Genomic DNA, 20,658 nt, shown 5'->3' with positions numbered 1-20,658 from the left:
ACTTCCACACCGAGGCCGTCCACAGGCCGAGCAGCTCGCCGAACATCTGGCTGACCTCGGGCGCGGTGGTGAAATCGCCTTCGCGGCCCAGCGGATCGCGCGAGACGTAGTAGCCGTGCTGCGGATGCATCAGGCACAGCTCCATGTATCGCCAGACCGGCATCGGGCCTGACGATCTGATCAGCTTGTGGATATCCGACTGCAACGGCGAGTATTCGGTCACGGCCTGCCCTGGATCGACTTTTCTTGCTGCTGCTGCGCCTCGCGGCGCGATGCCATCGCGATGAGGATCGCTCCGGCAATGATCATGGGCACCGACAAGAGCATACCCATGGTGAGCCCGCCCCACAAAAATCCGAGCTGCGGGTCCGGTTCGCGGAAGAATTCGCTGGTGATGCGCGCGAGGGCATAGATGGCGATGAAGCTGCCGAGGATCAGGCCCGGCCGTTTCAGCGCGCCCATGCGGATCATGATGGCCAGGATCGCAAACAGCAAAATGCCTTCGAGCCCGGCCTCGTAGAGCTGGCTCGGATGCCGCGGCAGCGGGCCGCCGTCCGGGAAAACCATGGCCCAGGGCACGCTGGCATCCGCCGGCCGGCCCCACAACTCGCCCCGGATGAAATTGGCGATCCGCCCGAGAAATATCCCGATCGGCGCAACGGCGGTCGTGATGTCGCCGAGCGACAGGATGGAGATGTTGTTCCTGAGCGCGAACAGCATGACCGCCGCGACGCAGCCGAGGAAGCCGCCATGGAAGGACATGCCGCCCTCCCATAGTTTGAGGATGGCGGCCGGGTGCTGCATGAAGAAAGCAGGATTGTAGAACAGCACGTAGCCGGTGCGGCCGCCGATGATGATGCCCAGCGTGACCCAGAGGATGAAGTCGTCGAGTTGTAGCGTCGTAATCGGCGCCGGCCCACCCCACGGTTTCTCGCTCTTGATCAAGGCGCGCGCATAGACCCATCCGAGCACGATGCCCGCGATATAGGCCAGCGCATACCATCGGATCGCCAGCGGTCCGATCGAGATGGCAACGGGATCGATGTCGGGAAACGCGATGGTGAGAAGCGGCATCGGTGACAGTGGTCAGGACTTGAGATTGCGGCGATAGAGCGCCAGTAGCCGCTCCCAGTGCCGCTCGGCGGCGTCGCGGTGATAGACCGGACGCTTGGGAAAGGCGAAGCCGTGATGAGTGCCGGGATAGGTCTCGACTTCGTTGTTCGATCCCTTCATGCTGGCAGCCACCTTGTCGATGATCTCCTGCGGCGCATAGATGTCGGTCTCGGCGCAGGCGAAATAGAGCTCGGCCTTGGTCTTGCTTGCGGCGAGATGCGGGCTGTCGGGCTGGTCGGTCGCGAGATGCGTGCCATAGACCGACGCGGCCGCCTTCACGCGATCCGGGAAATGCGTCGCCGCGTTGACCGCGTAACGGCCGCTCATGCAATAGCCGACGGTGCCGACGATCTTCGTGTTCGCGGCGGGTTGGGTCTCGGCAAACGCCAGCAGCGCCTTGGTGTCTTCCATCACCATCGGAATGTTGATGGAGTTCATGAAGCCGAACATCCGCTTGCGCTCGGGCGCTTCGGGATCCGGCGGGATCGGTCCCAGCTCCATGACGCCGGAGCGGTAGTACATGTTGGGCAGCATCACGTAATAGCCCGACGTGCCGAGCCGCCGCGCCATGTCGCGCAGTTCCTCGCGAATCGCCGGTGCGTCCATGTAGAAGATGATGACCGGGAACGGGCCACCGCGCTCGGGATGGGTGATGAAAGTCGTGGTCTTGCCGTCCTTGGTCGCAATATCGATCTGCTGGTCGATCATGGGGCGCTTCTTCTTGCCTGGTGATTCCGGGGTCTGGCGGGTTGCACGATACGATTGCAAGGAAAGACTGACATGACAAGGCAAAGGGCCGTTACGACATCCCTGAACCGCGCCCTTGAACGTTTCCCTCGGGATTGCCATTGTTGTGTCGTGACGATCAATTGGCGAGCGGAGCGTTCCAGATGACCCAGACCAGCAACCGGTTTTTCGACGAGATCGGCCGTTTGATGAACGACGCCGCCGGGGCCGCGCAGGGCGTCAAGCGCGAGGTCGACACGGTCATGCGCAACCAGGCCGAACGCATCCTGCGCGACCTCGATATCGTCAAGCGCGAGGAGTTCGACGCGGTCAAGGACATGGCCCGCCTGGCGCGCGAGGAAAACGAGGCCCTCAAGAGCCGGATCGCGGCTCTCGAGGCCAAACTCGGGATTTCCGCGCCCGCGGCGGACGGCTAGGGATTTACCGATCGTCATGGCCGGGCTGCGCGTCCTCGCGCAGATGCCCAGCCGTTCATGTCCTTCGTCGCGGCGGCAAGGACGTGGACGCCCGGTCCAAGACCGGGCATGACGGCTTTCGGGCGACAGGCCCAAACCACAGAAAGATCCCTTCATTTCCTTGTCATTTCGCCCCTTTGGGGCTAAAAGCCCGCCACGTCCGCAGCCCCCGCACCCCTGGAGGCTTGCTGTAGGACGCCAACGGGCCGCGATGCGGCCTTTAACTTTTTAGAAAACAAGGACTTAGCACGATGGCGACCGTCAAGGAATTGAAGGCGACCGCGCGTCCGAACGGCGGCAAGGGGGCCGCACGGGCAGAGCGTCGCGCCGGGAGAGTTCCCGGAGTGATCTACGGCAACAACCAGCCCCCCGTAACCATTTCGGTCGACGACCGGGAACTGCGCCAGCGCATTCTGGCCGGCCGGTTCCTGACCACGCTGTTCGACGTTGAACTCGACGGCAAGAAGCACCGCGTGATTCCGCGCGACTTCCAGCTCGATCCGGTGAAGGATTTTCCGCTCCATGTCGACTTCCTGCGGCTCGGCGAAGGCGCGACCATCCGCGTCAGCGTGCCGCTGCATGTCGTGAACGGCGAAACCTCGCCCGGCGTCAAGCGCGGCGGCACCATCAACATCGTCACTCACACCATCGACCTCGAATGCTCGGTCGACAATATTCCGCAGTACATCGAGGCCGATGCCGGGGCGCTGGAAATCAGCCACTCGCTGCATCTGTCCGAGATCAAGCTGCCGGCCGGCGTGAAGTCGCTGTCGCGCGAGGACGCCACCCTCGTCACCATCGTGCCGCCGTCCGGTTACGCGGAAGAGCAGAAGGCTGCCGCTGCTGCGGCTGCCGGTGGTGCGGCTGCCCCGGCTGCGGGTGCCGCGGCTCCGGCTGCTGCCGCGCCTGCGGCGGGTGCTGCCCCGGCGGCTGCCGCCAAGGCGCCGGCGGGCGGCGACAAGAAGAAGTAAGCGAACGCGGGATGCCGCGTCATGCGCTTGTTTGTTGGCCTCGGTAACCCCGGTTCGAAATACGCGAACAACCGGCACAACATCGGGTTCATGGCCGTCGATGAGATTGCGCGACGCCACGGTTTCGCACCGTGGCGTCGCCGTTTTCAGGGCGAGACATCCGAGGGCATGCTCGATCGCGAGAAGGTCGTTCTGCTTCGGCCGACCACCTACATGAACGAGTCAGGGCGCGCGGTTCAGGAAGCTGCGAACTTCTTCAAGCTTGGCGTCGGTGACGTCACCGTGTTCCAGGACGAGCTCGAGCTGCCGCCGGCCAAGGTCCGCGTCAAGATCGGCGGCGGCATTGCCGGTCACAACGGGCTGCGCTCGATCTCCTCGCATATCGGCAACGACTATCGCCGGGTGCGGCTCGGGATCGGTCATCCCGGCATCAAGGAACTGGTGCATAGCCACGTGCTGTCGGACTTTGCGAAGAGCGACAGGCCGTGGGTGGAAGCGCTGTGCCAGGCCGTTGCCGACAATGCCGGGCTGCTGGCAACCGGCAAGGACTCGACGTTCCAGAACAAGGTTCACCTGGTTCTGCAGGCCAAGGGAATTTTCGACAAGGGCGATGGTGACGCCAACGGCGGCAACTGACATCGCGAACGGACTTCAGGACACGCTATGGGATTCAAATGCGGTATCGTCGGCCTGCCCAATGTCGGCAAGTCGACGCTGTTCAACGCGCTGACCGAGACGGCGGCGGCGCAGGCGGCGAATTATCCGTTCTGCACCATCGAGCCGAATGTCGGCGAGGTCGCGGTGCCCGATCCCCGGCTCGACAAGCTGTCTGATATCGCGGGCTCGGCGCAGATCATTCCGACGCGGTTGACCTTCGTCGATATCGCCGGCCTGGTGCGCGGCGCCTCGAAGGGTGAGGGCCTCGGCAACCAGTTTCTCGCCACCATCCGGGAAGTCGACGCGGTCGCGCATGTGGTGCGGTGCTTCGAGGATTCCGACATCACCCATGTCGAAGGCAAGATCGCGCCGCTCGCCGATATCGAGACCATCGAAACCGAGCTGATGCTGGCCGACCTCGACAGCCTCGAGAAGCGCGTCGACAATCTCGCCAAGAAAGCCAAGGGCAACGACAAGGACGCCAAGGAGCAGCTCGACCTCGTCAACCGCGCGCTGGTGCTGCTGCGCGAGGGCAAGCCGGCGCGGGCGCTCGAGCGCAAGGCGGAGGAAGAGCGCGCTTTCGGCATGCTCGGCCTCCTGACCTCGAAGCCGGTGCTTTATGTCTGCAACGTCGAGGAAGGCTCGGCCAAGGAGGGCAACAGCTTTTCGAAGCAGGTGTTCGAGCACGCCAGGAAGGAAGGCGCGGTCGCGGTGGTGATCTCGGCCAAGATCGAATCGGAGATCGCGACCCTGTCGCGCGAGGAACGGACCGAATTCCTCGAGACGCTCGGCCTGGAAGAGGCCGGCCTCGACCGCCTGATCCGCGCCGGCTACCAGCTGCTCGACCTCATCACCTATTTCACCGTCGGTCCGAAGGAAGCCCGCGCCTGGACCATCCACCGCGGCACCAAGGCGCCGGCGGCGGCCGGCGTCATCCATACCGATTTCGAAAAGGGTTTTATCCGGGCCGAAACCATCGCCTATGCCGACTACGTCGCGCTGAACGGCGAAGCCGGCGCCCGCGATGCCGGCAAGCTCCGGCTGGAAGGCAAGGAATATGTCGTCGCCGACGGCGACGTGATGCACTTCCGGTTCAATACCTGACGTGTGCCTCCGTCGCTTCGCTCGGACTGGGTAGAAAGCCTACCGCATCTGGCCCTGATCGCGGATCGCGCCGAGATGCTCGTTGATGCGGAAGACGATCAGAACGAATTCCGCGGCAATGCGTGAAAACACCACGCCGACCACGATGGAGGCGATCGAGGATAGCAGCAGGATGAAGCCGCCGAACGGGCTGATCGCCATCGCGGCGAGCGCCGAAAAGATGCCGGACAAACCGAACAGCACGATCAGGCCGATGACCAGCCAATAGAAGGTCTTGATGATCGTGGGGGTGATAAAGCGGTCCCACTGAAACAGATCCTGAAAGTCGAACATCGATCGTTCTCCGGCGAGTCAAAAAACCTGAATCCAGACCGCACACCGCTAGCCCCGAAAACTGTTTCGGGCAAGCCGGGAGCGAGCGCCACGTGGGTTACTCGCCCGGGGCGAACGAGCCATGCGAGTGGGCGGGTTGAGATTGCCACAAATAACGGCCACATTCGGGCTTCACCGCAGCAAATCCCCAATCCTGATCCTCAATCCATGACGCCGCTGACCTTTGAAGACTTTACGCCCGGCCATTTTGGCACGTTCGGGCCGCGCCACGTCACCCGCGAAGACATCCTGGCGTTCGCCGCCGAATACGACCCGCAGCCGATGCATCTCGACGAGGCCGCCGCCAACGCCTCGATGCTCAAGGGGCTGTCCGGCTCGGGCTGGCACCTCGGCTCGCTCATGATGCGGATGCTGTTCGACGGCTTCATCGGCCGTACCGCCTCGCTCGGCTCGCCCGGCGTCAACGAGATGCGCTGGCTGTCGCCGCTGCGTCCGGGTGACGACCTGACGCTGGATGTCGAGGTCGCCGAGGCCAGGGTCTCGAAGAGCCGTCCCGAGACCGGCATCGTCACCTTCAAGGGCACGATCCGCAACGCGGCCGGCATGGTGCTGTGCGAGATGGAATCGCCGATCATCGTGCAGCGGCGCGCCGGGGCGGGGACGGGCTAGCGATGCGTTTCTTCGAGGATATCGAGATCGGTGCCGAGCGCCACTTTGGCTCGTTCACCTTCACCGCCGACGACATCAAGCGGTTTGCCGCGCAGTTCGATCCGCAGCGCTTTCACCTCGATGAGGAGGAGGGGCGCAACTCGCTGTTCGGGGGATTGGCGGCATCGGGCTGGCACGTCGCCGCGGTCTGCATGAAGTTGCTGGTCGCCGACGGCAAGCGGCTGACGGCCGAGGCCACCGCACGCGGCGAGAAGGTTGCGATATGGGGACCGTCGCCGGGCTTTCGCGAACTGCGCTGGATCAAGCCGGTGCGGGCGGGCGACACCATCAGCTTTTCCAACCGGGTCGAAACCAAGCGGACCTCGGAGAAGCGTCCCCAGTGGGGGATATTGCAGGCCCGCAATACCGGGACCAACCAGCGCGGCGAGGTGGTGTTTTCGTTTCTCGCCACCGCCTTCGTGCCGCGGCGGAACGTGGGCTAGGATCTCTCCAATGAGACATGGTTAACGAATCGTTTCGTTAGAGTTTCGTAATCCATGCCGCCGCGAAACCGAATATTTGCTAACACATTTTGAACGTTCTACCTGCCATAAGCGTCTCAGGGGAAGTACCGAGGGGATGAACATGGCAGATCGCGGCAGCCTGAAATTCGTCGGCTTTGTCTTCGCAACCGTCACGCTGGCGGTGATGCTGACCGCCGGAATGGTGGTGAAGTCCTACGCGGACGGTGTCTATACGATCGAAGACACCGCGTTCGTGCGCTAACAGATTCCGGATTGCAAACGCAGCCGCCGAATCGGAAAAATTTCAGCGGCTCCAGATCAGCGCCATCGCCACGACTGCAACCGTCAGGAGGCTGACGAAGCGGATCGCGATCGTGCCCACGCCGTGTGACGATTGCCGAAGCGGCACCGTATCCAGATTTTCTGGCTGAACGTTCTGAACGTTTTGCATCGCCGGTAAGTCCTTGAAAAAGGTGACTGCCCCCGCGTCACGACGTCGTCTTTGGACGTTAATCCGCTTATAGGATTCAGATCGCGCACAGCCAAACAAAACCGCCGCGCTCCATGCGGAACGCGGCGGAGTGTCAGATTTTTGCAACGATCGAGTTAGCTGTTGCGCAGGCCGTCGGCAGCGCGCTTCCACTGCGTAACGTTGTCGGCGATCATGCGCGTCGACTTCATCGCGGCCTGGCTGAGCTGCGCGTAGCCCGAGATCTCGCGCTGGACGCGCTGGCCTTCGGCATGCAGGAGGTCGCGGAGGCTTTCCAGTTCCGAAATCAGCTTCTCGATTTCCGCCAGCGAGGTTCCGGCGACGCGCTGGATCAGCGAGTTGACGTTGTTGACGGTGGCTTCCGCGTTGGTATCGAGCGGGGCGGTGTCCGTCGCGACGGCGGGCCGGCGCAGATAGGCGATATCGTTGCGAACGAAATCGCGGATGCCGGCCTCGACCTCGGAGACGGCGGCGAGATCGGTCTCGACCTCGGTGTTCGATTCAACCTGCTCGGGTCGATTGGTGGCGTTCATCGGCTATTCCTCTGTTTCGCTTTCAGGCGAGCGCGGAGTCCCCCCGCACGACGAAATGGATCGGGCCGCATCTGTCCTGCCGATTTTGGCTGCATCTGGGCCAATCTGCGGCAATGGTCGTTCATTCTCGGCCGCCGACGCTTTTGCGCCCGAAAAGCGTTTCAAATCAAGACAGTTCGGCCCCTACCAGCTCCGCTTGAAGCCGGCGCTGAGGCTCTTGTTGGCCGCGCCCGAGGGCGTCTCGCCGATCGAGCCGGAGATGGTGATGCCATCGAGCAGCCTCTGTTCGGCGCCGACCTTGCGCAGCCATCTGTCCTCAGACCCCGATAGCGTCTGGCCGGCCGTGAAGCTGGTGCCGGTGTCTGCGATGCTGAGCCGCGCCGACTGGTCGGTCTCGGAACTGCGCGAGGGATGGCTGACGATGCCCGGCACCGGCACGAGGCCCTGCTGGATCAAATTGTAGTCGTTCTTCAGCGTCAGCGAATATTGCTCGCCGATCGGCAGCGATTTGCTCAGGGAGGTGCCGAGCTTGCTTTGCTCCGAGTTGGGGTCGATGCGGGCTTCGACCGACGTCGTATCCCAGATCGAGGCGACGCCCGGGGCGGTGACCGCCGCCCAGGCGGTGCCGGACGATTGCGGCAGGCTGCCGCCATTGGCGAGCTTTTCCGAAAGCTGCTCCGACGTCGTCGCGGCGCCTTGCCGCGCGACCGTCATGTCGGCGCCGATGCGGGTGTCCCAGAACGGCGAGATCGATTGCCTGACCGACACCGCCGAGGTGCCGTTAGCTCTTTCATTGGCGGACCATATGGTTTCCGTTCCGCTCGGGCCTTTTGATCCGCCGCCGCGCTTCGCGGCGAGGTCAGCGAGGACCGAGGCGTCGACATTGAGCAGGCTCCAGTCGAGCTTGCTGACGTCGACGTCCTTCATGATGTCGTCGTCGCTGGCACCGGGCGCCGCCTCGGCGGGAGCCGCACCAGCGTCCTCCGTCTCCTGCATCTCGGGCTCGTCGCTCGCCGGCGGCGTTTGCGCCGCGGCCGACAGCATCCACGCCAAACTCACGCCGGCCACCAGCATTGGCAGCCGCGCCGAGCCACGTCGCATGTTCGAAATCATTGCCCCGCCCGCATTCCAGGTCGCGTCCAGATTGCGTTTGTTTTAGCGCAAAATTATGACCGCGCGTCAGTTTGGTGCGCGGGCCGTCATGGCCGGGACTTAAATCCCGGCCATCCACGCTCTACTCGGGGCTGGCGGAGCAGGGGACGTGGATGCCCGACACTGTATCGCGAAGACGGCTTCGCGCTCTTGTCCGGGCATGACGATAACGCAAGACAGAACGGAAACGGCTACACCGCGATCCGCTGCAGGTGGATCGGATAGCCCACGGTCTGCTCGACGAGATCGAAGGTGTCGACCAGCACGCGCAGATTGGTCAGCCGGCCGGCCTTGAACTGCGCGAAATGGGCGATGCGCAGGCTGATCGGCTTGTTCGAATCCAGCGCCGTCAGCGAGTAGCGCATCATCGAGGACGCCGAGTCGACGCCCAGCATGATCGATTCGCGGTCGAAGCGGTGGACGCGGAAATTGTCGGCGATCTGCCTGATCACATCCATCACCGCCGCCTTGCCGCGGCGTGCGCCGAAGAACGGATAGAGGTCGACCGGGCCATAGATCGACCATTCGACGTCCTCGTCGAGCAGGGCTTCGATATCCTCGGGCTGGCGTTCGTTGACGGCGCGATGCAACGCGCGCGAGAAACGCCAGAGACTGTGCTCTGTCATTTGATGCGGTCCTTGGAAGCTGGAATACAAAACGGCAATCAAGCCCGGCCGGGCGTCTTCATCGACGCCGGGCGGCCATGCCGACATTCACTGTTGCGGCCAGAAATAGTGGAGTTCGGCCGAAATACAATTGTCATTTTTTGCATTGCACAAATGCAGCGATTTCGGGCGGAATCAGCGCTCCCGGTGGTGGACCGGCTCGCGCTCGATGGCGATCTCGGCGTCGCGAATGGAAAGGATGCCGAACAGCAGGGCGCCGCCGATACCGCCGATCGCGGCGCCGGCCGGCATGAAGGTGAAGAACACCAGCATCCCGCTATAGCCTTCAAAACTCGAGGTTTTAAAGATTTCCACCCAGGCCAGCCCGGCCCCGATGCCAAGCGCCGCGCCCCCCAATGTCCCCAACGCCAAACCGAGCAAAGCCAGCAGCGCGATCTTCATACGTTCTTCTTGTCCGGAAACGGCCTTGTGGTGTGTCACGGACGGAACGATTGGGTTCAACGGCTGTGGGAAAAACAGGCAACGCGCAGGCTTGCCGCGCGGATGTACAAATGGAACGACAGGTGGATAACAACGCTACATCGGGGTGGACCGTCGGCCGGTCAGGATCGCGGCGACGTCGCGTTCGAGCAACTGCTGGACCAGATCGAAGGTATCGATGACTTCCCTGATATGGCTGATCTTGCCGTCGCGCAGCGAGTAGAAGCCGGCGATATCGAACTGCACCATGCGCTGATTGATGCTCTTGCGGAAGTATACGCGGATGAAGGCGGCGGCCCTGTCGTCCTCGGTGATCAGGAACGGCACTTCGCAGCGCAGCTCGGAATAGCGGGCGCTCACCGCTTCCCACATCTCGCGCAGTTCGGCCTTGCCGCGGCGGTGGCCCATATGCGGCAGGATGTCGATCGGGGCATTGGCGAGGGATTCGACGTCGTCGGTGCAGCGGTCCAGCGCGGCGTCGATGTCGCCGGAATACAGGACGTTGAGGAAATCCAGCACGCGCTGGCGGTTCGATCCCTCGGTCATTCGCCCTTCCCACCTGCATTCGGGCCGGCTCTCGCGGTCGCGGCCCATTGTGAACGGATCGATAAGACGATCAATCAGCAAAAGGATTTAAAGTTTCTGAAAGTATTACGCGCTCGGCCAAAAGCTTTTTGCGCCGCGCCCTTTGGCGGTAGGCCATCACCGCCGTGGGCGCTATGCGCGCGAAGCACACCAGAAGCAAACTCGCCGCGCTCAACTGGTGACGAGCGAGATGAGGCTGGCAATACCGGCGGTGGGGGTAACGGGCATGAAATGGAATGTGCCGCTCGGTTACGAGCGGCAGGCGAATTTGCACTCATTCCGTCCTTCAATGGGACGTTGCGAGCACCGTGATGGACTTGGTCCCGCTGCCAGGCGTCTGAAACGCGATGCGTTGTCCCACCGACAAGCCGATGAGGGCGGCCCCAACCGGCGTCAGGACCGAGATGCGGCCGAGTTCGATGTTTGCTTCATGCGGATAGACCAGCACGACATCCCGGGCGGCGCCCGTCTCATCGTCCCGGTACGTCACCTTCGATCCCATCCTGACCACGCCTTGCAGGTCGCCATCGTCGGTCACGACCGACGCACGCTCCATTTCCCGGGCGAGAAAGTGAGCAACGCGCGGGAAGCGTTCCATGCCCGAGTTGGCGAGGGAACTGAGCCGGCGTAACTCGTCCTCGGTAACCCTGATGTCGGGGAGCGTCGGTTCTCGCCTGCGGGGCAGGCTGGCATCGATGTTGGTCACGTGATTTTTCCTTCTTCTCAGGCTGCAGGTGGTCCGGGGTCGTCGTCGAATTGCGTTCTTCTTCTTCGCGCCGCCCCATGAGGAAGCTGGCATTCCCGATCTCCCCGTTGAACTGCGACGCGCACGAACTGTTCGAGGCGCGGGTACTGCGATGCAATCAACGAGATTCTTGGAAGAGGCCGCACGGCACCGTCCTTTCTGTGTTCCAGGGCTGACCGCCCAGAGGTCAGCAAGACGAATGGAAGCTGATGAAAGAGTCCGGACGGCGCGGCAAGCCGTCCGGCTAACCGCCTGCGTGGAGGCGACCGGCGTGCAGACCAAAGCGCGCAATGCGCGGATCGATGACGATGACGTAGGTCATGATAGGATAACTATAGTCATCCGTTCGCTCCACAACATTGCGACGAAACCGCGCAGGAGCGGATGCGAAGCAGAAGCTTCAGATGGCGCTCTTGCGCAGGCGCTTCACGCGCTTGGCGTTGATCTGGTTGCTCAACCGCAGGGATCGAAGGCGGCGTAAGAGAGAACTGTTTCCGTATCTTTTCCGGTGCGCAAGTTTGCAATTTCACCGGTGTATGCTAGCTACGCCGCGCGGCAATGGGCCGCTTATCGAACCTATGGAGGTGTGTCATGCGCAAGCATCGTGATCTCGAAAACCTCCCCAGCTTTCAGCATCACGCGTAAGCGGCGGAAGTCCTTCCCTTCGGAAACCCATGTCAAGCGCGGACAGCGCGTCGTCCACGGCAGCGTCGAGCTGATGGAAAAGCTCGGCCGCAACGATCTATGTCCGTGCGGCTCAAGGCGCAGGTTTCAAAGCCTGTTGCATGAAGTCCGGCGACCATGATGGGTCAAACCGGCATTATTACTTTTAGGGAGTAGCCGCCGATAGGCGATAACAAGTCATCATTCCGGCGTCGCGAAGTGGCAGTCCCGGAATGATACTTTCTCGTCGCGATGGACCGCAGTCGGCCAGGCCTAACTAATTGCTCCAGCCGAGGCTCTGCAGGAACGACGGTGGCTGCGGAGGCTGGACAGGCTCGACCTGTTCCGGTGCCCGGGCATCTGCCGGAGGGGCCGCTACCCGCCTGACCTTTCGGCGATCGTGCGCGGGTCGCAATTCCGCGCGTGCCTCGCGGGTGGCGCGAACGTGCCGGCGCTTTTGGCTGGGCCGGCGCGCTGCCGGTTCATCCTTCGCAACCTCTGCTTCCTGCGCGACCCGTGTCGGGGTCTCTCGAACGGATGCCGGCCTGTCCTGAACGGGCTGTGCGTCTTCCAGCTTGCCTCGCGCTTCTCTCTCGGCCGCCCAGGCCTCGAACTGGCTGATCAGGCTGTCGCGTGACTCCGCAAGTTCAGGCCCGGCGGCAACTTGTTCGGGGGCCGGCGCGTCGCTGGTCCTCGGCGGCAAAGCCTGGACATCGGGGGTATCCCGGATAGCGGCGGTATCCTGGATAATGGCGGTATCTTGAATCGCCGGCGGCGTTGATTGGTCGGGGCCAGGCTGAAGCGACGTTTTGCTGGTCAGCGAAGCCGTGACATCGGCGATCGAAGCCGTGAGGTATGCAGACACGCGCGCTGGAACTCCTGCCGATAGCAGCGCGACAACCAGCGCCGATGCCGCAATAAGCCAGACGCCCGCACCGAGGACGGCGAACGAAAGAACAGATCTATTCCAGGTTTTCCTGGTACCCCGCTGCGCCGGTTCATCGGCCAGGAAGAGGGGCAAATTCTGGTCCGGATTTAAGCCGTCTTCGGTCGGCATTGAAGGATGCCTCCTTGTGATGTCCTCGCACGCGTTACGCTCCATCGAGGCCCAAAAGGGGGAGAAATCTTGACATCTCTTGGACCAGGGAACCGCGAGCCTTCGCAAGGCAGGAATGCGCGCTGGAAGTTCCACGCATCAGATTGGACATGCCAGACCGGCGCATATCGCGGCAGGCGAGCGGTGCGCGGGTAGCCTGATTGATGTATGCTGGCATCGTTTCTGCATTGCAGCCTGTGTGGAGGCAGCGATGACGAAGGACTTCATTATCATCTGGGCCGCGATGCTGGCGGTTGGCGTGGCGGCGTGGAGCTTCTCGGGTGACCGGCAAAGTACGAAGCCGATGCGGACAGAAGCGGCGGCGCGCATCATTGCAGATGATCCGGCGCTGAAGCTTTATTCCGAGAAGAGCCCTTACATGCGAAACGAGCGATAGACGCCGGCGGTGCCGCGCTATCGCTTCTTCCATCCTCCCCGCCGTCCCGGCGCGCCGCCGGTCGACCGTGGCGACGGCCCGAACTCCGGGCCCGACTCGCGCGAATTGGTCGGCTGGAAGATCTTGCTGCCGGAGCCGAATTCGGGCTTGCGCGGCTTTGCCGCGTCGGGGCGGTAGGGCAGGGATTCCGGGCCGTGCATTTCGTCGAGATGGGGCTTGTGGACTTTGGTTGAGGCACCGCCTTGTGGAGAGAGCCCCTCACCCCGACCCTCTCCCCGTAAAGAACGAGGAGAGGGGGAGCCACCGCGGCTGGATTTCAGGGCGGCCTGTACACCTTTCTTCTTCATGGCGCTCACCGGCAGGTTGGCGGCGTCGCCGTATTTTCTGGTGCCGGCATAGGCGCCGGCCTGCTTCTGCACGCTGCGCTGCTTGGCGGTGGGATCGTCGACGACGGCCATCTCGGTCGCGCGCAGGCGTTTGACTTCGTCGCGGAGTCTCGCGGCTTCCTCGAAGTTCAGGTCGGCGGCGGCTTCGCGCATTCTGGTTTCGAGGTCGGACAGCACCGCCTCGAAATTATGGCCGATCGAGATCACGTCATCGGCCATGCCGCCGTCGCCGATCTCGACCAGCACGTGGTCGCGCTCGTAGACGGAGTTGAGGATGTCGCCGATCGATTTCTTCACGCTCTCCGGCGTGATCCCGTTGGCCTCGTTGTACTCGACCTGCTTCTCGCGACGGCGGTTGGTTTCGGCGATGGCCCGTTCCATCGATCCGGTCATCTGATCAGCGTACAGGATCACCTTGCCGTCGACATTGCGCGCGGCGCGGCCGATGGTCTGGATCAGCGAGGTCTCGCTGCGCAGAAAACCTTCCTTGTCGGCGTCGAGGATCGCGACCAGCGCGCACTCGGGAATGTCGAGGCCCTCGCGCAACAGGTTGATGCCGACCAGCGCGTCGAATGCGCCGAGCCGCAAGTCTCTGATAATCTCGATGCGCTCGATCGTGTCGATATCGCTGTGCATGTAGCGGACGCGAATGCCCTGCTCGTGCAGATACTCGGTGAGGTCCTCCGCCATGCGCTTGGTCAGCACGGTGATCAGCGAGCGATAGCCGGCCGCGGCGGTGGCGCGAACCTCGCCGACGAGGTCGTCGACCTGCGTCCGCGCGGGCCTGATGTCGACGGGCGGATCGATCAGGCCGGTCGGACGGATGACCTGCTCGACGAACACGCCGCCGCTTTCGTTCAGCTCCCATCCGCTCGGCGTCGCCGAGACCGCGACCGATTGCGGGCGCATCATGTCCCATTCCTCGAACCGCAGCGGACGGTTGTCCATGCAGGAGGGCAGGCGGAAACCATATTCGGCCAGCGTCGCCTTGCGGCGGAAGTCGCCGCGGAACATGCCGCCGATCTGCGGCACCGTGACGTGGCTCTCGTCGGCGAAGACAAGCGCATTGTCCGGGACATATTCGAACAGCGTCGGCGGCGGCTCGCCGGGGCGGCGCCCGGTGAGATAGCGCGAATAGTTCTCGATGCCGGCGCAGCTTCCCGTCGCCTCCATCATTTCGAGGTCGAAGGTGGTGCGCTGCTCCAGCCGCTGCGCTTCGAGCAGGCGGCCATGATTGTTCAGCTCGTCGAGCCGCATTTTCAGCTCTGATTTGATCGACTTGATCGCCTGCACCAGCGTCGGGCGCGGCGTCACATAGTGCGAGTTGGCGTAGATCTTGATGAATTCGAGATCGTCCTGCTTGTGGCCGGTGAGCGGATCGAACTCCTCGATATTCTCGACGGTGTCGCCGAACAAATTCACGCGCCAGGCGCGGTCCTCATAGTGCGCCGGGAAGATGTCGATGACGTCGCCGCGCACCCGGAAGGTGCCGCGGGTAAAGTCGTCCTGGGTGCGCTTGTACTGAAGCGCGACCAGGTCGGCGATCAGCTGGCGCTGGTCGATGCGCTCGCCCTTCTTCAGCGCGAAGGTCATCGCGGTGTAGGTCTCGACCGAGCCGATACCGTAGATGCAGGACACCGAGGCGACGATGATGACGTCGTCGCGCTCCAGCAGCGCGCGCGTCGCCGAGTGGCGCATGCGGTCGATCTGCTCGTTGATCGAGGAGTCTTTTTCGATGTAGGTGTCCGTACGCGGCACATACGCTTCGGGCTGGTAGTAGTCGTAATAGCTGACGAAATACTCGACGGCGTTGTCGGGAAAAAAGTTCTTGAACTCGCCGTAAAGCTGCGCGGCGAGCGTCTTGTTCGGCGCGAGGATCAGCGCCGGGCGCTGCGTCGCCTCGATCACCTTGGCCATGGTGTAGGTCTTGCCCGAGCCGGTGACGCCGAGCAGCACCTGGGTGCGGTCGTTGCGGTTGATGCCCTCGACCAGTTCGGCAATCGCGGTCGGCTGGTCGCCTCTCGGCTGGTATTCGGATTTGATCTCGAAGCGCACGCCGCCTTCGGATTTTTCCGGGCGCGGCGGCCGGTGCGGCGTCCACACCCTCATCGAGCCGTCGTCCTTGCGGAATTCCGGGCGGCCGTCGCGGATCAGGTTCTCCAGCGCGTCGGCGGTCGCCTTGACGCCAAGCGATTCCATCTTGCTGCGCGGCGGGCGGGCGAGCGCTTCGTCGTCGTCCTCGGCCGTCGGCAGACCGAGCTGGCGCGCGAGCTCAGGGTCGAGGGTCGGGATGGTGGCCGAGGTGCCGTAGTTGGCTTGCGGGGCTTCCTCGAGGCCGTGTCCGGCATCGCGTTTGGCGACGTCGTCGCCCATGCCTTTGGTCGAGGCGCGCGCACGATGCGCGGCCGCCTCGCCGCCGGCGCGGCGGTCCCAGGAGTTGTCCGGCGGCGGCTGCAGGCCGGTGCCGGAGCCCATGCCGGCATCGCCGCGGTTGAGAGCGGGATTGAGCAGTTCCGCCAGCGCAGGCCCGATCGGCTGAACGTCGGGCCGGTGTGCCTTGGATTTCGGAGTCTTGCCTGATTTTTTGGGAGGGTCGGGTTTCTTCGCCATGCCCGCAATATGGGACTGCCGCAGGCCGCTGAAAAGGCCGAACTCGCCGTCCCGTGTTGTCGATCCGCAGGTCGTGCGGCGGCGCCGGAACTGCTGCCAACCACTGACATTGCGAGGGCGCCCTTCACCGAACAGAGGATGTGCAGGATGCCTTGATAGTGTGAGGAGACGTGTTGACCGCAAGACAGCCTGTGATTGAATGCGGCGAGATAATCAGAGGGGGAGTCAATGCAGCTCATCGAAGCCGCACTGGCGTTCGCGATCACGATGCTCGCGCTGTCGCTGGTGGTCTCGTCATTTGTCGAAATCATTCACCGCGTGTTCTCGATGCGCGAAGCCGGGCTCAAATACGTGCTCGGGCAGATGTTCGATCAGGTGCTGGCCAAATATGTCGTCCCGGCGATCACGCGCGCCGTGGCGGCCGATCCTGGAATTGCCGTCGCCGCGCGCAACGATCGCGTCGTGGAATTGCTGGCGGGTGTGCGCACCGCCTTCGTCGAGCGCATGAGCGCCAACCGCGCACCGATGGGCGTGACGCCCAAGGCCACGCCGACCGATGCGCCGCAGCAGGTGGCGGCCAATCCGCCGCGAGCGTTCGGATTGTGGAGCGGCCGCGACCTTGCAGCGATGACGCCCGCCGAGTTCATGGAGCGGCTCGGCAGCATCGATGTCGGGCAGGCGATTGCGGCGGCGAATATCGCGGCCAACAATGCCGCGCGGGGTGCCGGCGGCGCGGCCGCGGATGCCGTCGATACCGTGCTGAAGGACGTCGCGCAGAAGTTCGAGGCGTTCGGCAAGGAAGCCAGCGTCTATTTCGAGGGCCGGGCGCGGCTGTTGTCGGTTGGGGTGGCGATGGCGCTGGCGCTCCTCGCCCACGTCGATGCGGTCGATCTGTTCAAGACCTATCTGCGCGATCCCAACGCCCGCGCCAAGGTGATCGAGCAGAGCGAGGCGATTACCGCGCAACACAAGGCGGCCGCCGAGGCCGCCAAGGCGCTGAAAGACATCGATCCGAACGCGAGCTTGACGCCCGAGGAGGTCAAGAAGCAGATCGAAACCCTGAAGAACGACTGGAAGGAAGCGATCGCCAAGGCGAATTCGACGGTCGAGCAATATGCCGATCTCGGCCTGCCGCTCGGCTGGAACGAGGAACGCATCGACCGGGCGAAGATGTCCCAGTGGGCGTGGACCTGCAAGGACCCGAACAAGAAGGAAGGCGAAGGGCTCGAATCGCTCTGGAAGGATTGCGGCAAGAATCGCTGGCAGCGGGAAGTATGGGTGCAGGTGCCGACCTCACCACCTGTCTGGTTCTACCTCTTCCTCGGCGGACTGCTGGTCGGGCTCGGCGCGCCGTTCTGGTACAACGCCGTGACCGGGCTGACCAATATCCGCAACGCGGCACGCGGGACCAGCGCCGATGCGCAGACGCACGCCGCCGTGGCCGTCGCAGCGCAGGCCAGCACGACACAGCCGGCGACGCCGGTCGACACCTTCAGGGTGTCGAGCGCGGCGCTACGCTGAACGGCGGGGCCGCGACTTACGCTGTCAGCGGGGACGGCGAGGGCTTGATGATGTCCAGATGAATCCCGCCGCAGCGCGTGCAGCGCATGGTCCAGTATTCGGCGCCGGCACGGCCGGGGATGACGCGCAGCACCGACAGCGCGGCGCTGCAATCCGGGCAACTCGAAAGCACCGGCGTAGCCTGCAGGGTCTGTTCGGCCGAAGGCAGTGCGATGCGGCCGGGCAGCGCGCCGGTATTTATGGATTCACAAACCGCGGGCTGAAACGATCGATATGGGCTTTCGCGTCTGCGATCGCCGCTTCCGGATCCGACCACGCGAAGCCGACTTCGAGGGTCGGGAACGCCATGCCATCGATCACGACCGGCGCATGGTCGGTCCGTTGAATTCTCGCGTGCCACAGCCCTCTCCCCGCTTCGAACGACTGAATTTCAAAGCCGCCGTAAATCATGGCGCATCCCCCGGAATTGCCCGTATCGCCCACAACAGCACGGCGGGGACAGCGCAGATGTGAACGGGTTCACATGCGACGGATTTTTTGCGGTTCCGCGGATGCGGCGGTTCGCGTCACGTCCTACGGACTGCGCGCCGCGATATGGTCGGCGAGCACGGCGGCGTCGTCGCCGACGCCTGATAGGAACGAGGAGTTCATCTTCGACAGCCATTGCAGGCCGAGGAAGTAGAGCCCGGGCACATCAGAGACGCCCTTGTGGTGAACCGCCTCGCCGCGTTCATCGATCACGGGAACATCGATCCAGCCGAAATCGACGCCGTAGCCGGTCGACCAGATCACCGACGAGATGCCCGTGGCGGCGAGGTCGAGATGCGTCAGCGGCGCAGTGACGCATGGCGGGTCGGCGACCCTCGTGTGGGCGTCGGCATCCTCGGGTAGCTCGAGCTGGCGCCGCTTCGCATAGGCATCGACCGTACCGAGAAAGGTGCTGTAGACGAGGTCGCCGTCGAACAGGCTGTCGGCAAGGCCCGGCGCGATCTCGATCACGCCGTCTTGCGCCGCCGCCAGGCGCCCGACCAAGGTCATGCCGTCGGCGGCGAAATTGCGGAAGTCGATGGTGCGGCCGCCATAGGCGCCGGAGATGACGGGGCCAAGTCGCGCCGATCCGCGCTCCTCCGGCGTCATCTGGTCGAGCCGCATTTCGGCGAGCCACCAGACCAGGTCGCGGCCGCGATAGCGACGGGGCAGGCGGCGGTGCCGTGCGATGGACAGATAGACGTGGCGACCGGCGCGCTGCAATTCCTCCGCGATCTGCGCGCCCGACGCGCCGGCGCCGGCGACCAGCACCGCGCCCGGCGGAAGCTGTTCGGGATTCCGGTAGTCGGCGGCATGGACCTGGAACACGGGATGATCGCGCAGGATGTCCGGGATGATATTGCGCTGATAGGGGCCGGTAGCGACGACGACGTTACTGGCTGTGATCGCGCCGTCCGTGGTCTCGGCGAGAAATCCTCCGCCGTCGCGCTGCGACAGCCGCGTCACTGCAACGCCGCATCGGATCGGCGGCGCGACGAAGTCGGCGTAGGCCTCGATGTATCTGATGATGGTGTCGGTGTCCGAAAACGCATCGGGATCGTCGTGCGGAAACGGAAACTCCGGCAGCCGTATCGACCAGTTCGGAAACTGGAATTTCAACCCGTCCCAGCGCTCGCTGCGCCAGCGTTCGGCGATGCGGCGGCGCTCCAGCACGAGATGGGGCCGGCTGCGCTGCTTCAGCCGGTGGCTCATGGTGAGGCCGGCCTGGCCCCCGCCGATCACGAGCGTTTCGATGGTCTCATCCGGCATGGCGTTGACTCTTGCGGCGCAGGGCAGGTTCCGCCGCCGCACGGATGATCCAGCGGCGGAAGGCAGTGAAGTCGCGTTGGGCAGTGCTGAAACCCCGATATACGAGGTACCAGCGCATGCCCTTCGGAACGCTTAACGCGAAGGGTGCAACCAATCGCCCGGCGGCGAGGTCGTCGTCAATATAGGGGCGGATACCCATGGCGATGCCGAGGCCGTCGACCGCGGCCTGCAGCGCCTGGCCGTAGAATTCGAATTCCGTCCCGCGGGCGGTGATGCGGGCGGTGCCGGCGGCCTCCAGCCATGCCGGCCAGTCGTCGGGCGAATGCGCCACCCGCAGCAAGGTCGGCCCCTTCAGATCGGCGGGACGCCTGAGCTGGTTGGCGAGCCGTGCCGCGCAGACCGGCAGCAGATCGGCGGCGAACAAGGGTTCGGCGATCAGGCCGGGCCATTCGCCGTCGCCGAGCTTGATGCCGCAGCTCCAGTCCTCGCCGAACGGCACCGCCGCGCCGCCGGTGGTGATGCGGACGTCGATATCAGGCTCTTCCTTCCGGAAATCGGCGAGCCGCGGGATCAGCCATTTCATCGCAAAGGTCGGCCCGACGCCGATGGTCAGCACCCGGACGCTTGATGGCGCGGTGACCTGGGCGGTCAGGCTCGCCAGCGCGTCGAAGATCGGGGTCAGCCCGCCCTGATAGGAACGGCCGGCCGCCGTGGTGACGAGGCGGTTGGCTTTGCGCTCGAACAGCGCCACCCCGAGCCGCTCCTCCAGCAGGTGCACCATCCGGCTGACCGCGGCGGCAGACACATTGAGCTCCGAGCCCGCGGCGGCGAAGCTGCCGGTGCGCGCGGCCGCCTCGAACGCCTTGATGCCATTGAGAAAGAGCAGTCGCCGCACCTAACCCTCAGGAAAACTTATGCCAGAGCAAGATAACTCAGTTTGCGCCTGACTCACAAGCAAGGCACAAGAATAGCTGTGGTTTCTTTTGGTTGAATCGGTCAGGCGCAGTTCAACCGCGGGCCTATGC

General features: G+C 63.8%; 26 protein-coding genes and 1 pseudogene. 10 read left to right on the top strand and 17 right to left on the bottom strand.

What is annotated here, in order from left to right; translation table 11 throughout:
* The 3 genes and pseudogenes from V7E26_RS12735 to V7E26_RS12725 all read right to left on the bottom strand — a co-directional run.
* Window positions 1-223, bottom strand: a pseudogene (locus tag V7E26_RS12735) (class I SAM-dependent methyltransferase); the annotation flags it as partial.
* Complete coding sequence (gene lgt / locus V7E26_RS12730) at window positions 220-1,074, bottom strand: prolipoprotein diacylglyceryl transferase (protein ID WP_324416322.1); 855 nt, start codon at window positions 1,072-1,074, stop codon at window positions 220-222. The gene lgt and the pseudogene V7E26_RS12735, both read right to left, overlap by 4 nt.
* 12 nt (window positions 1,075-1,086) lie before the next feature.
* Entirely contained in the window at window positions 1,087-1,821 is a 735-nt protein-coding gene (locus V7E26_RS12725; protein ID WP_324416320.1) for a dienelactone hydrolase family protein, read from the bottom strand.
* Window positions 1,822-2,003: 182 nt separating this feature from the next.
* On the opposite strand from V7E26_RS12725, the gene V7E26_RS12720 reads away from it, so the two are divergent.
* The 4 genes from V7E26_RS12720 (at window position 2,004) to ychF (ending at window position 5,047) form a co-directional block, all read left to right on the top strand.
* Window positions 2,004-2,276: an accessory factor UbiK family protein gene (locus V7E26_RS12720; protein ID WP_324416318.1), complete on the top strand. Its 273-nt coding sequence runs from the start codon at window positions 2,004-2,006 to the stop codon at window positions 2,274-2,276.
* A 290-nt stretch (window positions 2,277-2,566) separates the two neighbouring features.
* Window positions 2,567-3,286 (top strand): 50S ribosomal protein L25/general stress protein Ctc, encoded by a 720-nt coding sequence (locus V7E26_RS12715; RefSeq protein WP_324416316.1) that lies wholly within the window; start codon window positions 2,567-2,569, stop codon window positions 3,284-3,286.
* Between the two features lie 21 nt (window positions 3,287-3,307).
* Window positions 3,308-3,922 (top strand): aminoacyl-tRNA hydrolase, encoded by a 615-nt coding sequence (gene pth, locus V7E26_RS12710; protein ID WP_324416314.1) that lies wholly within the window; start codon window positions 3,308-3,310, stop codon window positions 3,920-3,922.
* 27 nt (window positions 3,923-3,949) lie between these two features.
* Entirely contained in the window at window positions 3,950-5,047 is a 1,098-nt protein-coding gene (gene ychF, locus V7E26_RS12705; RefSeq protein ID WP_324416312.1) for a redox-regulated ATPase YchF, read from the top strand.
* 39 nt (window positions 5,048-5,086) lie between these two features.
* Here the strand turns inward: ychF and V7E26_RS12700 are convergent, their stop codons facing one another.
* Window positions 5,087-5,380, bottom strand: a complete 294-nt coding sequence (locus V7E26_RS12700; protein ID WP_324416310.1) for a DUF4282 domain-containing protein — start codon at window positions 5,378-5,380, stop codon at window positions 5,087-5,089.
* Between the two features lie 207 nt (window positions 5,381-5,587).
* Between V7E26_RS12700 and V7E26_RS12695 the strand changes: the two genes are divergently transcribed.
* The 3 genes from V7E26_RS12695 to V7E26_RS12685 all read left to right on the top strand — a co-directional run bounded on the left by V7E26_RS12695 (window position 5,588) and on the right by V7E26_RS12685 (window position 6,814).
* A complete protein-coding gene (locus V7E26_RS12695) occupies window positions 5,588-6,049 on the top strand; it encodes a MaoC family dehydratase (RefSeq protein WP_324416308.1) in 462 nt (153 codons plus the stop codon).
* Between the two features lie 2 nt (window positions 6,050-6,051).
* A complete protein-coding gene (locus V7E26_RS12690) occupies window positions 6,052-6,531 on the top strand; it encodes a MaoC family dehydratase (protein ID WP_324416306.1) in 480 nt (159 codons plus the stop codon).
* A 142-nt stretch (window positions 6,532-6,673) separates the two neighbouring features.
* Window positions 6,674-6,814, top strand: a complete 141-nt coding sequence (locus tag V7E26_RS12685; RefSeq protein ID WP_324416305.1) for a hypothetical protein — start codon at window positions 6,674-6,676, stop codon at window positions 6,812-6,814.
* Between the two features lie 42 nt (window positions 6,815-6,856).
* Here the strand turns inward: V7E26_RS12685 and V7E26_RS12680 are convergent, their stop codons facing one another.
* The 7 genes from V7E26_RS12680 to rnk all read right to left on the bottom strand — a co-directional run bounded on the left by V7E26_RS12680 (window position 6,857) and on the right by rnk (window position 11,124).
* Complete coding sequence (locus V7E26_RS12680; protein ID WP_324416303.1) at window positions 6,857-7,003, bottom strand: hypothetical protein; 147 nt, start codon at window positions 7,001-7,003, stop codon at window positions 6,857-6,859.
* Between the two features lie 155 nt (window positions 7,004-7,158).
* Complete coding sequence (locus V7E26_RS12675; protein ID WP_324416301.1) at window positions 7,159-7,575, bottom strand: hypothetical protein; 417 nt, start codon at window positions 7,573-7,575, stop codon at window positions 7,159-7,161.
* A gap of 183 nt (window positions 7,576-7,758) precedes the next feature.
* Window positions 7,759-8,676 carry a hypothetical protein gene (locus V7E26_RS12670; protein WP_324416299.1) on the bottom strand — a complete coding sequence of 306 codons (918 nt, stop codon included), beginning with the start codon at window positions 8,674-8,676 and terminating at the stop codon, window positions 7,759-7,761.
* 242 nt (window positions 8,677-8,918) lie between these two features.
* Complete coding sequence (locus V7E26_RS12665; protein ID WP_324416297.1) at window positions 8,919-9,353, bottom strand: nuclear transport factor 2 family protein; 435 nt, start codon at window positions 9,351-9,353, stop codon at window positions 8,919-8,921.
* Window positions 9,354-9,527: 174 nt separating this feature from the next.
* Window positions 9,528-9,794: a hypothetical protein gene (locus V7E26_RS12660; protein WP_324416295.1), complete on the bottom strand. Its 267-nt coding sequence runs from the start codon at window positions 9,792-9,794 to the stop codon at window positions 9,528-9,530.
* Window positions 9,795-9,929: 135 nt separating this feature from the next.
* Window positions 9,930-10,379 (bottom strand): nuclear transport factor 2 family protein, encoded by a 450-nt coding sequence (locus V7E26_RS12655; protein ID WP_324416293.1) that lies wholly within the window; start codon window positions 10,377-10,379, stop codon window positions 9,930-9,932.
* A gap of 325 nt (window positions 10,380-10,704) precedes the next feature.
* On the bottom strand, window positions 10,705-11,124 hold the full coding sequence (rnk, locus tag V7E26_RS12650) for a nucleoside diphosphate kinase regulator (protein ID WP_324416291.1): 420 nt from the start codon (window positions 11,122-11,124) through the stop codon (window positions 10,705-10,707).
* Window positions 11,125-11,881: 757 nt separating this feature from the next.
* Between rnk and V7E26_RS12645 the strand changes: the two genes are divergently transcribed.
* Window positions 11,882-11,968 (top strand): SEC-C metal-binding domain-containing protein, encoded by an 87-nt coding sequence (locus V7E26_RS12645; RefSeq protein WP_324416336.1) that lies wholly within the window; start codon window positions 11,882-11,884, stop codon window positions 11,966-11,968.
* Window positions 11,969-12,103: 135 nt separating this feature from the next.
* Here the strand turns inward: V7E26_RS12645 and V7E26_RS12640 are convergent, their stop codons facing one another.
* Complete coding sequence (locus V7E26_RS12640; protein WP_324416290.1) at window positions 12,104-12,883, bottom strand: hypothetical protein; 780 nt, start codon at window positions 12,881-12,883, stop codon at window positions 12,104-12,106.
* A gap of 250 nt (window positions 12,884-13,133) precedes the next feature.
* On the opposite strand from V7E26_RS12640, the gene V7E26_RS12635 reads away from it, so the two are divergent.
* Complete coding sequence (locus V7E26_RS12635) at window positions 13,134-13,319, top strand: hypothetical protein (protein ID WP_324416288.1); 186 nt, start codon at window positions 13,134-13,136, stop codon at window positions 13,317-13,319.
* A gap of 17 nt (window positions 13,320-13,336) precedes the next feature.
* On the opposite strand, the gene uvrB is transcribed toward V7E26_RS12635, so the two are convergent.
* Complete coding sequence (uvrB, locus tag V7E26_RS12630) at window positions 13,337-16,315, bottom strand: excinuclease ABC subunit UvrB (RefSeq protein ID WP_324416286.1); 2,979 nt, start codon at window positions 16,313-16,315, stop codon at window positions 13,337-13,339.
* Window positions 16,316-16,543: 228 nt separating this feature from the next.
* On the opposite strand from uvrB, the gene V7E26_RS12625 reads away from it, so the two are divergent.
* Window positions 16,544-17,836 carry a hypothetical protein gene (locus tag V7E26_RS12625; protein ID WP_324416284.1) on the top strand — a complete coding sequence of 431 codons (1,293 nt, stop codon included), beginning with the start codon at window positions 16,544-16,546 and terminating at the stop codon, window positions 17,834-17,836.
* Between the two features lie 16 nt (window positions 17,837-17,852).
* On the opposite strand, the gene V7E26_RS12620 is transcribed toward V7E26_RS12625, so the two are convergent.
* From V7E26_RS12620 to V7E26_RS12605, 4 genes are all read right to left on the bottom strand, one after another.
* Window positions 17,853-18,008, bottom strand: coding sequence for a hypothetical protein (locus V7E26_RS12620; RefSeq protein WP_442893395.1), 156 nt, complete (start codon window positions 18,006-18,008; stop codon window positions 17,853-17,855).
* 65 nt (window positions 18,009-18,073) lie between these two features.
* The gene (locus V7E26_RS12615) at window positions 18,074-18,286 is read right to left on the bottom strand and encodes a hypothetical protein (RefSeq protein ID WP_324416282.1); all 213 of its coding nucleotides are present in this window, start codon (window positions 18,284-18,286) and stop codon (window positions 18,074-18,076) included.
* A 123-nt stretch (window positions 18,287-18,409) separates the two neighbouring features.
* A complete protein-coding gene (locus V7E26_RS12610; RefSeq protein WP_324416279.1) occupies window positions 18,410-19,633 on the bottom strand; it encodes an NAD(P)-binding domain-containing protein in 1,224 nt (407 codons plus the stop codon).
* Window positions 19,623-20,528, bottom strand: coding sequence for a LysR substrate-binding domain-containing protein (locus V7E26_RS12605; RefSeq protein WP_324416277.1), 906 nt, complete (start codon window positions 20,526-20,528; stop codon window positions 19,623-19,625). Before V7E26_RS12605 ends, V7E26_RS12610 begins: the two co-directional genes overlap by 11 nt.
* Window positions 20,529-20,658 lie beyond the last annotated feature (130 nt).

This window comes from Bradyrhizobium sp. (genome assembly GCF_036735945.1).
In the GTDB taxonomy this organism is placed as follows: domain Bacteria; phylum Pseudomonadota; class Alphaproteobacteria; order Rhizobiales; family Xanthobacteraceae; genus Bradyrhizobium.
Note: the sequence above shows the minus strand (reverse complement) of the source record. Positions and strands in the feature narration are given on the sequence as shown.

Coding starts and splice junctions, on each gene's coding strand:
- lgt (WP_324416322.1), bottom strand. CDS start 1,074: ATGCCGCTTCTCACCATCGCGTTTCCCGACATCGATCCCGTTGCCATC.
- V7E26_RS12725 (WP_324416320.1), bottom strand. CDS start 1,821: ATGATCGACCAGCAGATCGATATTGCGACCAAGGACGGCAAGACCACG.
- V7E26_RS12720 (WP_324416318.1), top strand. CDS start 2,004: ATGACCCAGACCAGCAACCGGTTTTTCGACGAGATCGGCCGTTTGATG.
- V7E26_RS12715 (WP_324416316.1), top strand. CDS start 2,567: ATGGCGACCGTCAAGGAATTGAAGGCGACCGCGCGTCCGAACGGCGGC.
- pth (WP_324416314.1), top strand. CDS start 3,308: ATGCGCTTGTTTGTTGGCCTCGGTAACCCCGGTTCGAAATACGCGAAC.
- ychF (WP_324416312.1), top strand. CDS start 3,950: ATGGGATTCAAATGCGGTATCGTCGGCCTGCCCAATGTCGGCAAGTCG.
- V7E26_RS12700 (WP_324416310.1), bottom strand. CDS start 5,380: ATGTTCGACTTTCAGGATCTGTTTCAGTGGGACCGCTTTATCACCCCC.
- V7E26_RS12695 (WP_324416308.1), top strand. CDS start 5,588: ATGACGCCGCTGACCTTTGAAGACTTTACGCCCGGCCATTTTGGCACG.
- V7E26_RS12690 (WP_324416306.1), top strand. CDS start 6,052: ATGCGTTTCTTCGAGGATATCGAGATCGGTGCCGAGCGCCACTTTGGC.
- V7E26_RS12685 (WP_324416305.1), top strand. CDS start 6,674: ATGGCAGATCGCGGCAGCCTGAAATTCGTCGGCTTTGTCTTCGCAACC.
- V7E26_RS12680 (WP_324416303.1), bottom strand. CDS start 7,003: ATGCAAAACGTTCAGAACGTTCAGCCAGAAAATCTGGATACGGTGCCG.
- V7E26_RS12675 (WP_324416301.1), bottom strand. CDS start 7,575: ATGAACGCCACCAATCGACCCGAGCAGGTTGAATCGAACACCGAGGTC.
- V7E26_RS12670 (WP_324416299.1), bottom strand. CDS start 8,676: ATGCGACGTGGCTCGGCGCGGCTGCCAATGCTGGTGGCCGGCGTGAGT.
- V7E26_RS12665 (WP_324416297.1), bottom strand. CDS start 9,353: ATGACAGAGCACAGTCTCTGGCGTTTCTCGCGCGCGTTGCATCGCGCC.
- V7E26_RS12660 (WP_324416295.1), bottom strand. CDS start 9,794: ATGAAGATCGCGCTGCTGGCTTTGCTCGGTTTGGCGTTGGGGACATTG.
- V7E26_RS12655 (WP_324416293.1), bottom strand. CDS start 10,379: ATGACCGAGGGATCGAACCGCCAGCGCGTGCTGGATTTCCTCAACGTC.
- V7E26_RS12645 (WP_324416336.1), top strand. CDS start 11,882: ATGGAAAAGCTCGGCCGCAACGATCTATGTCCGTGCGGCTCAAGGCGC.
- V7E26_RS12640 (WP_324416290.1), bottom strand. CDS start 12,883: ATGCCGACCGAAGACGGCTTAAATCCGGACCAGAATTTGCCCCTCTTC.
- V7E26_RS12635 (WP_324416288.1), top strand. CDS start 13,134: ATGACGAAGGACTTCATTATCATCTGGGCCGCGATGCTGGCGGTTGGC.
- uvrB (WP_324416286.1), bottom strand. CDS start 16,315: ATGGCGAAGAAACCCGACCCTCCCAAAAAATCAGGCAAGACTCCGAAA.
- V7E26_RS12625 (WP_324416284.1), top strand. CDS start 16,544: ATGCAGCTCATCGAAGCCGCACTGGCGTTCGCGATCACGATGCTCGCG.
- V7E26_RS12615 (WP_324416282.1), bottom strand. CDS start 18,286: ATGATTTACGGCGGCTTTGAAATTCAGTCGTTCGAAGCGGGGAGAGGG.
- V7E26_RS12610 (WP_324416279.1), bottom strand. CDS start 19,633: ATGCCGGATGAGACCATCGAAACGCTCGTGATCGGCGGGGGCCAGGCC.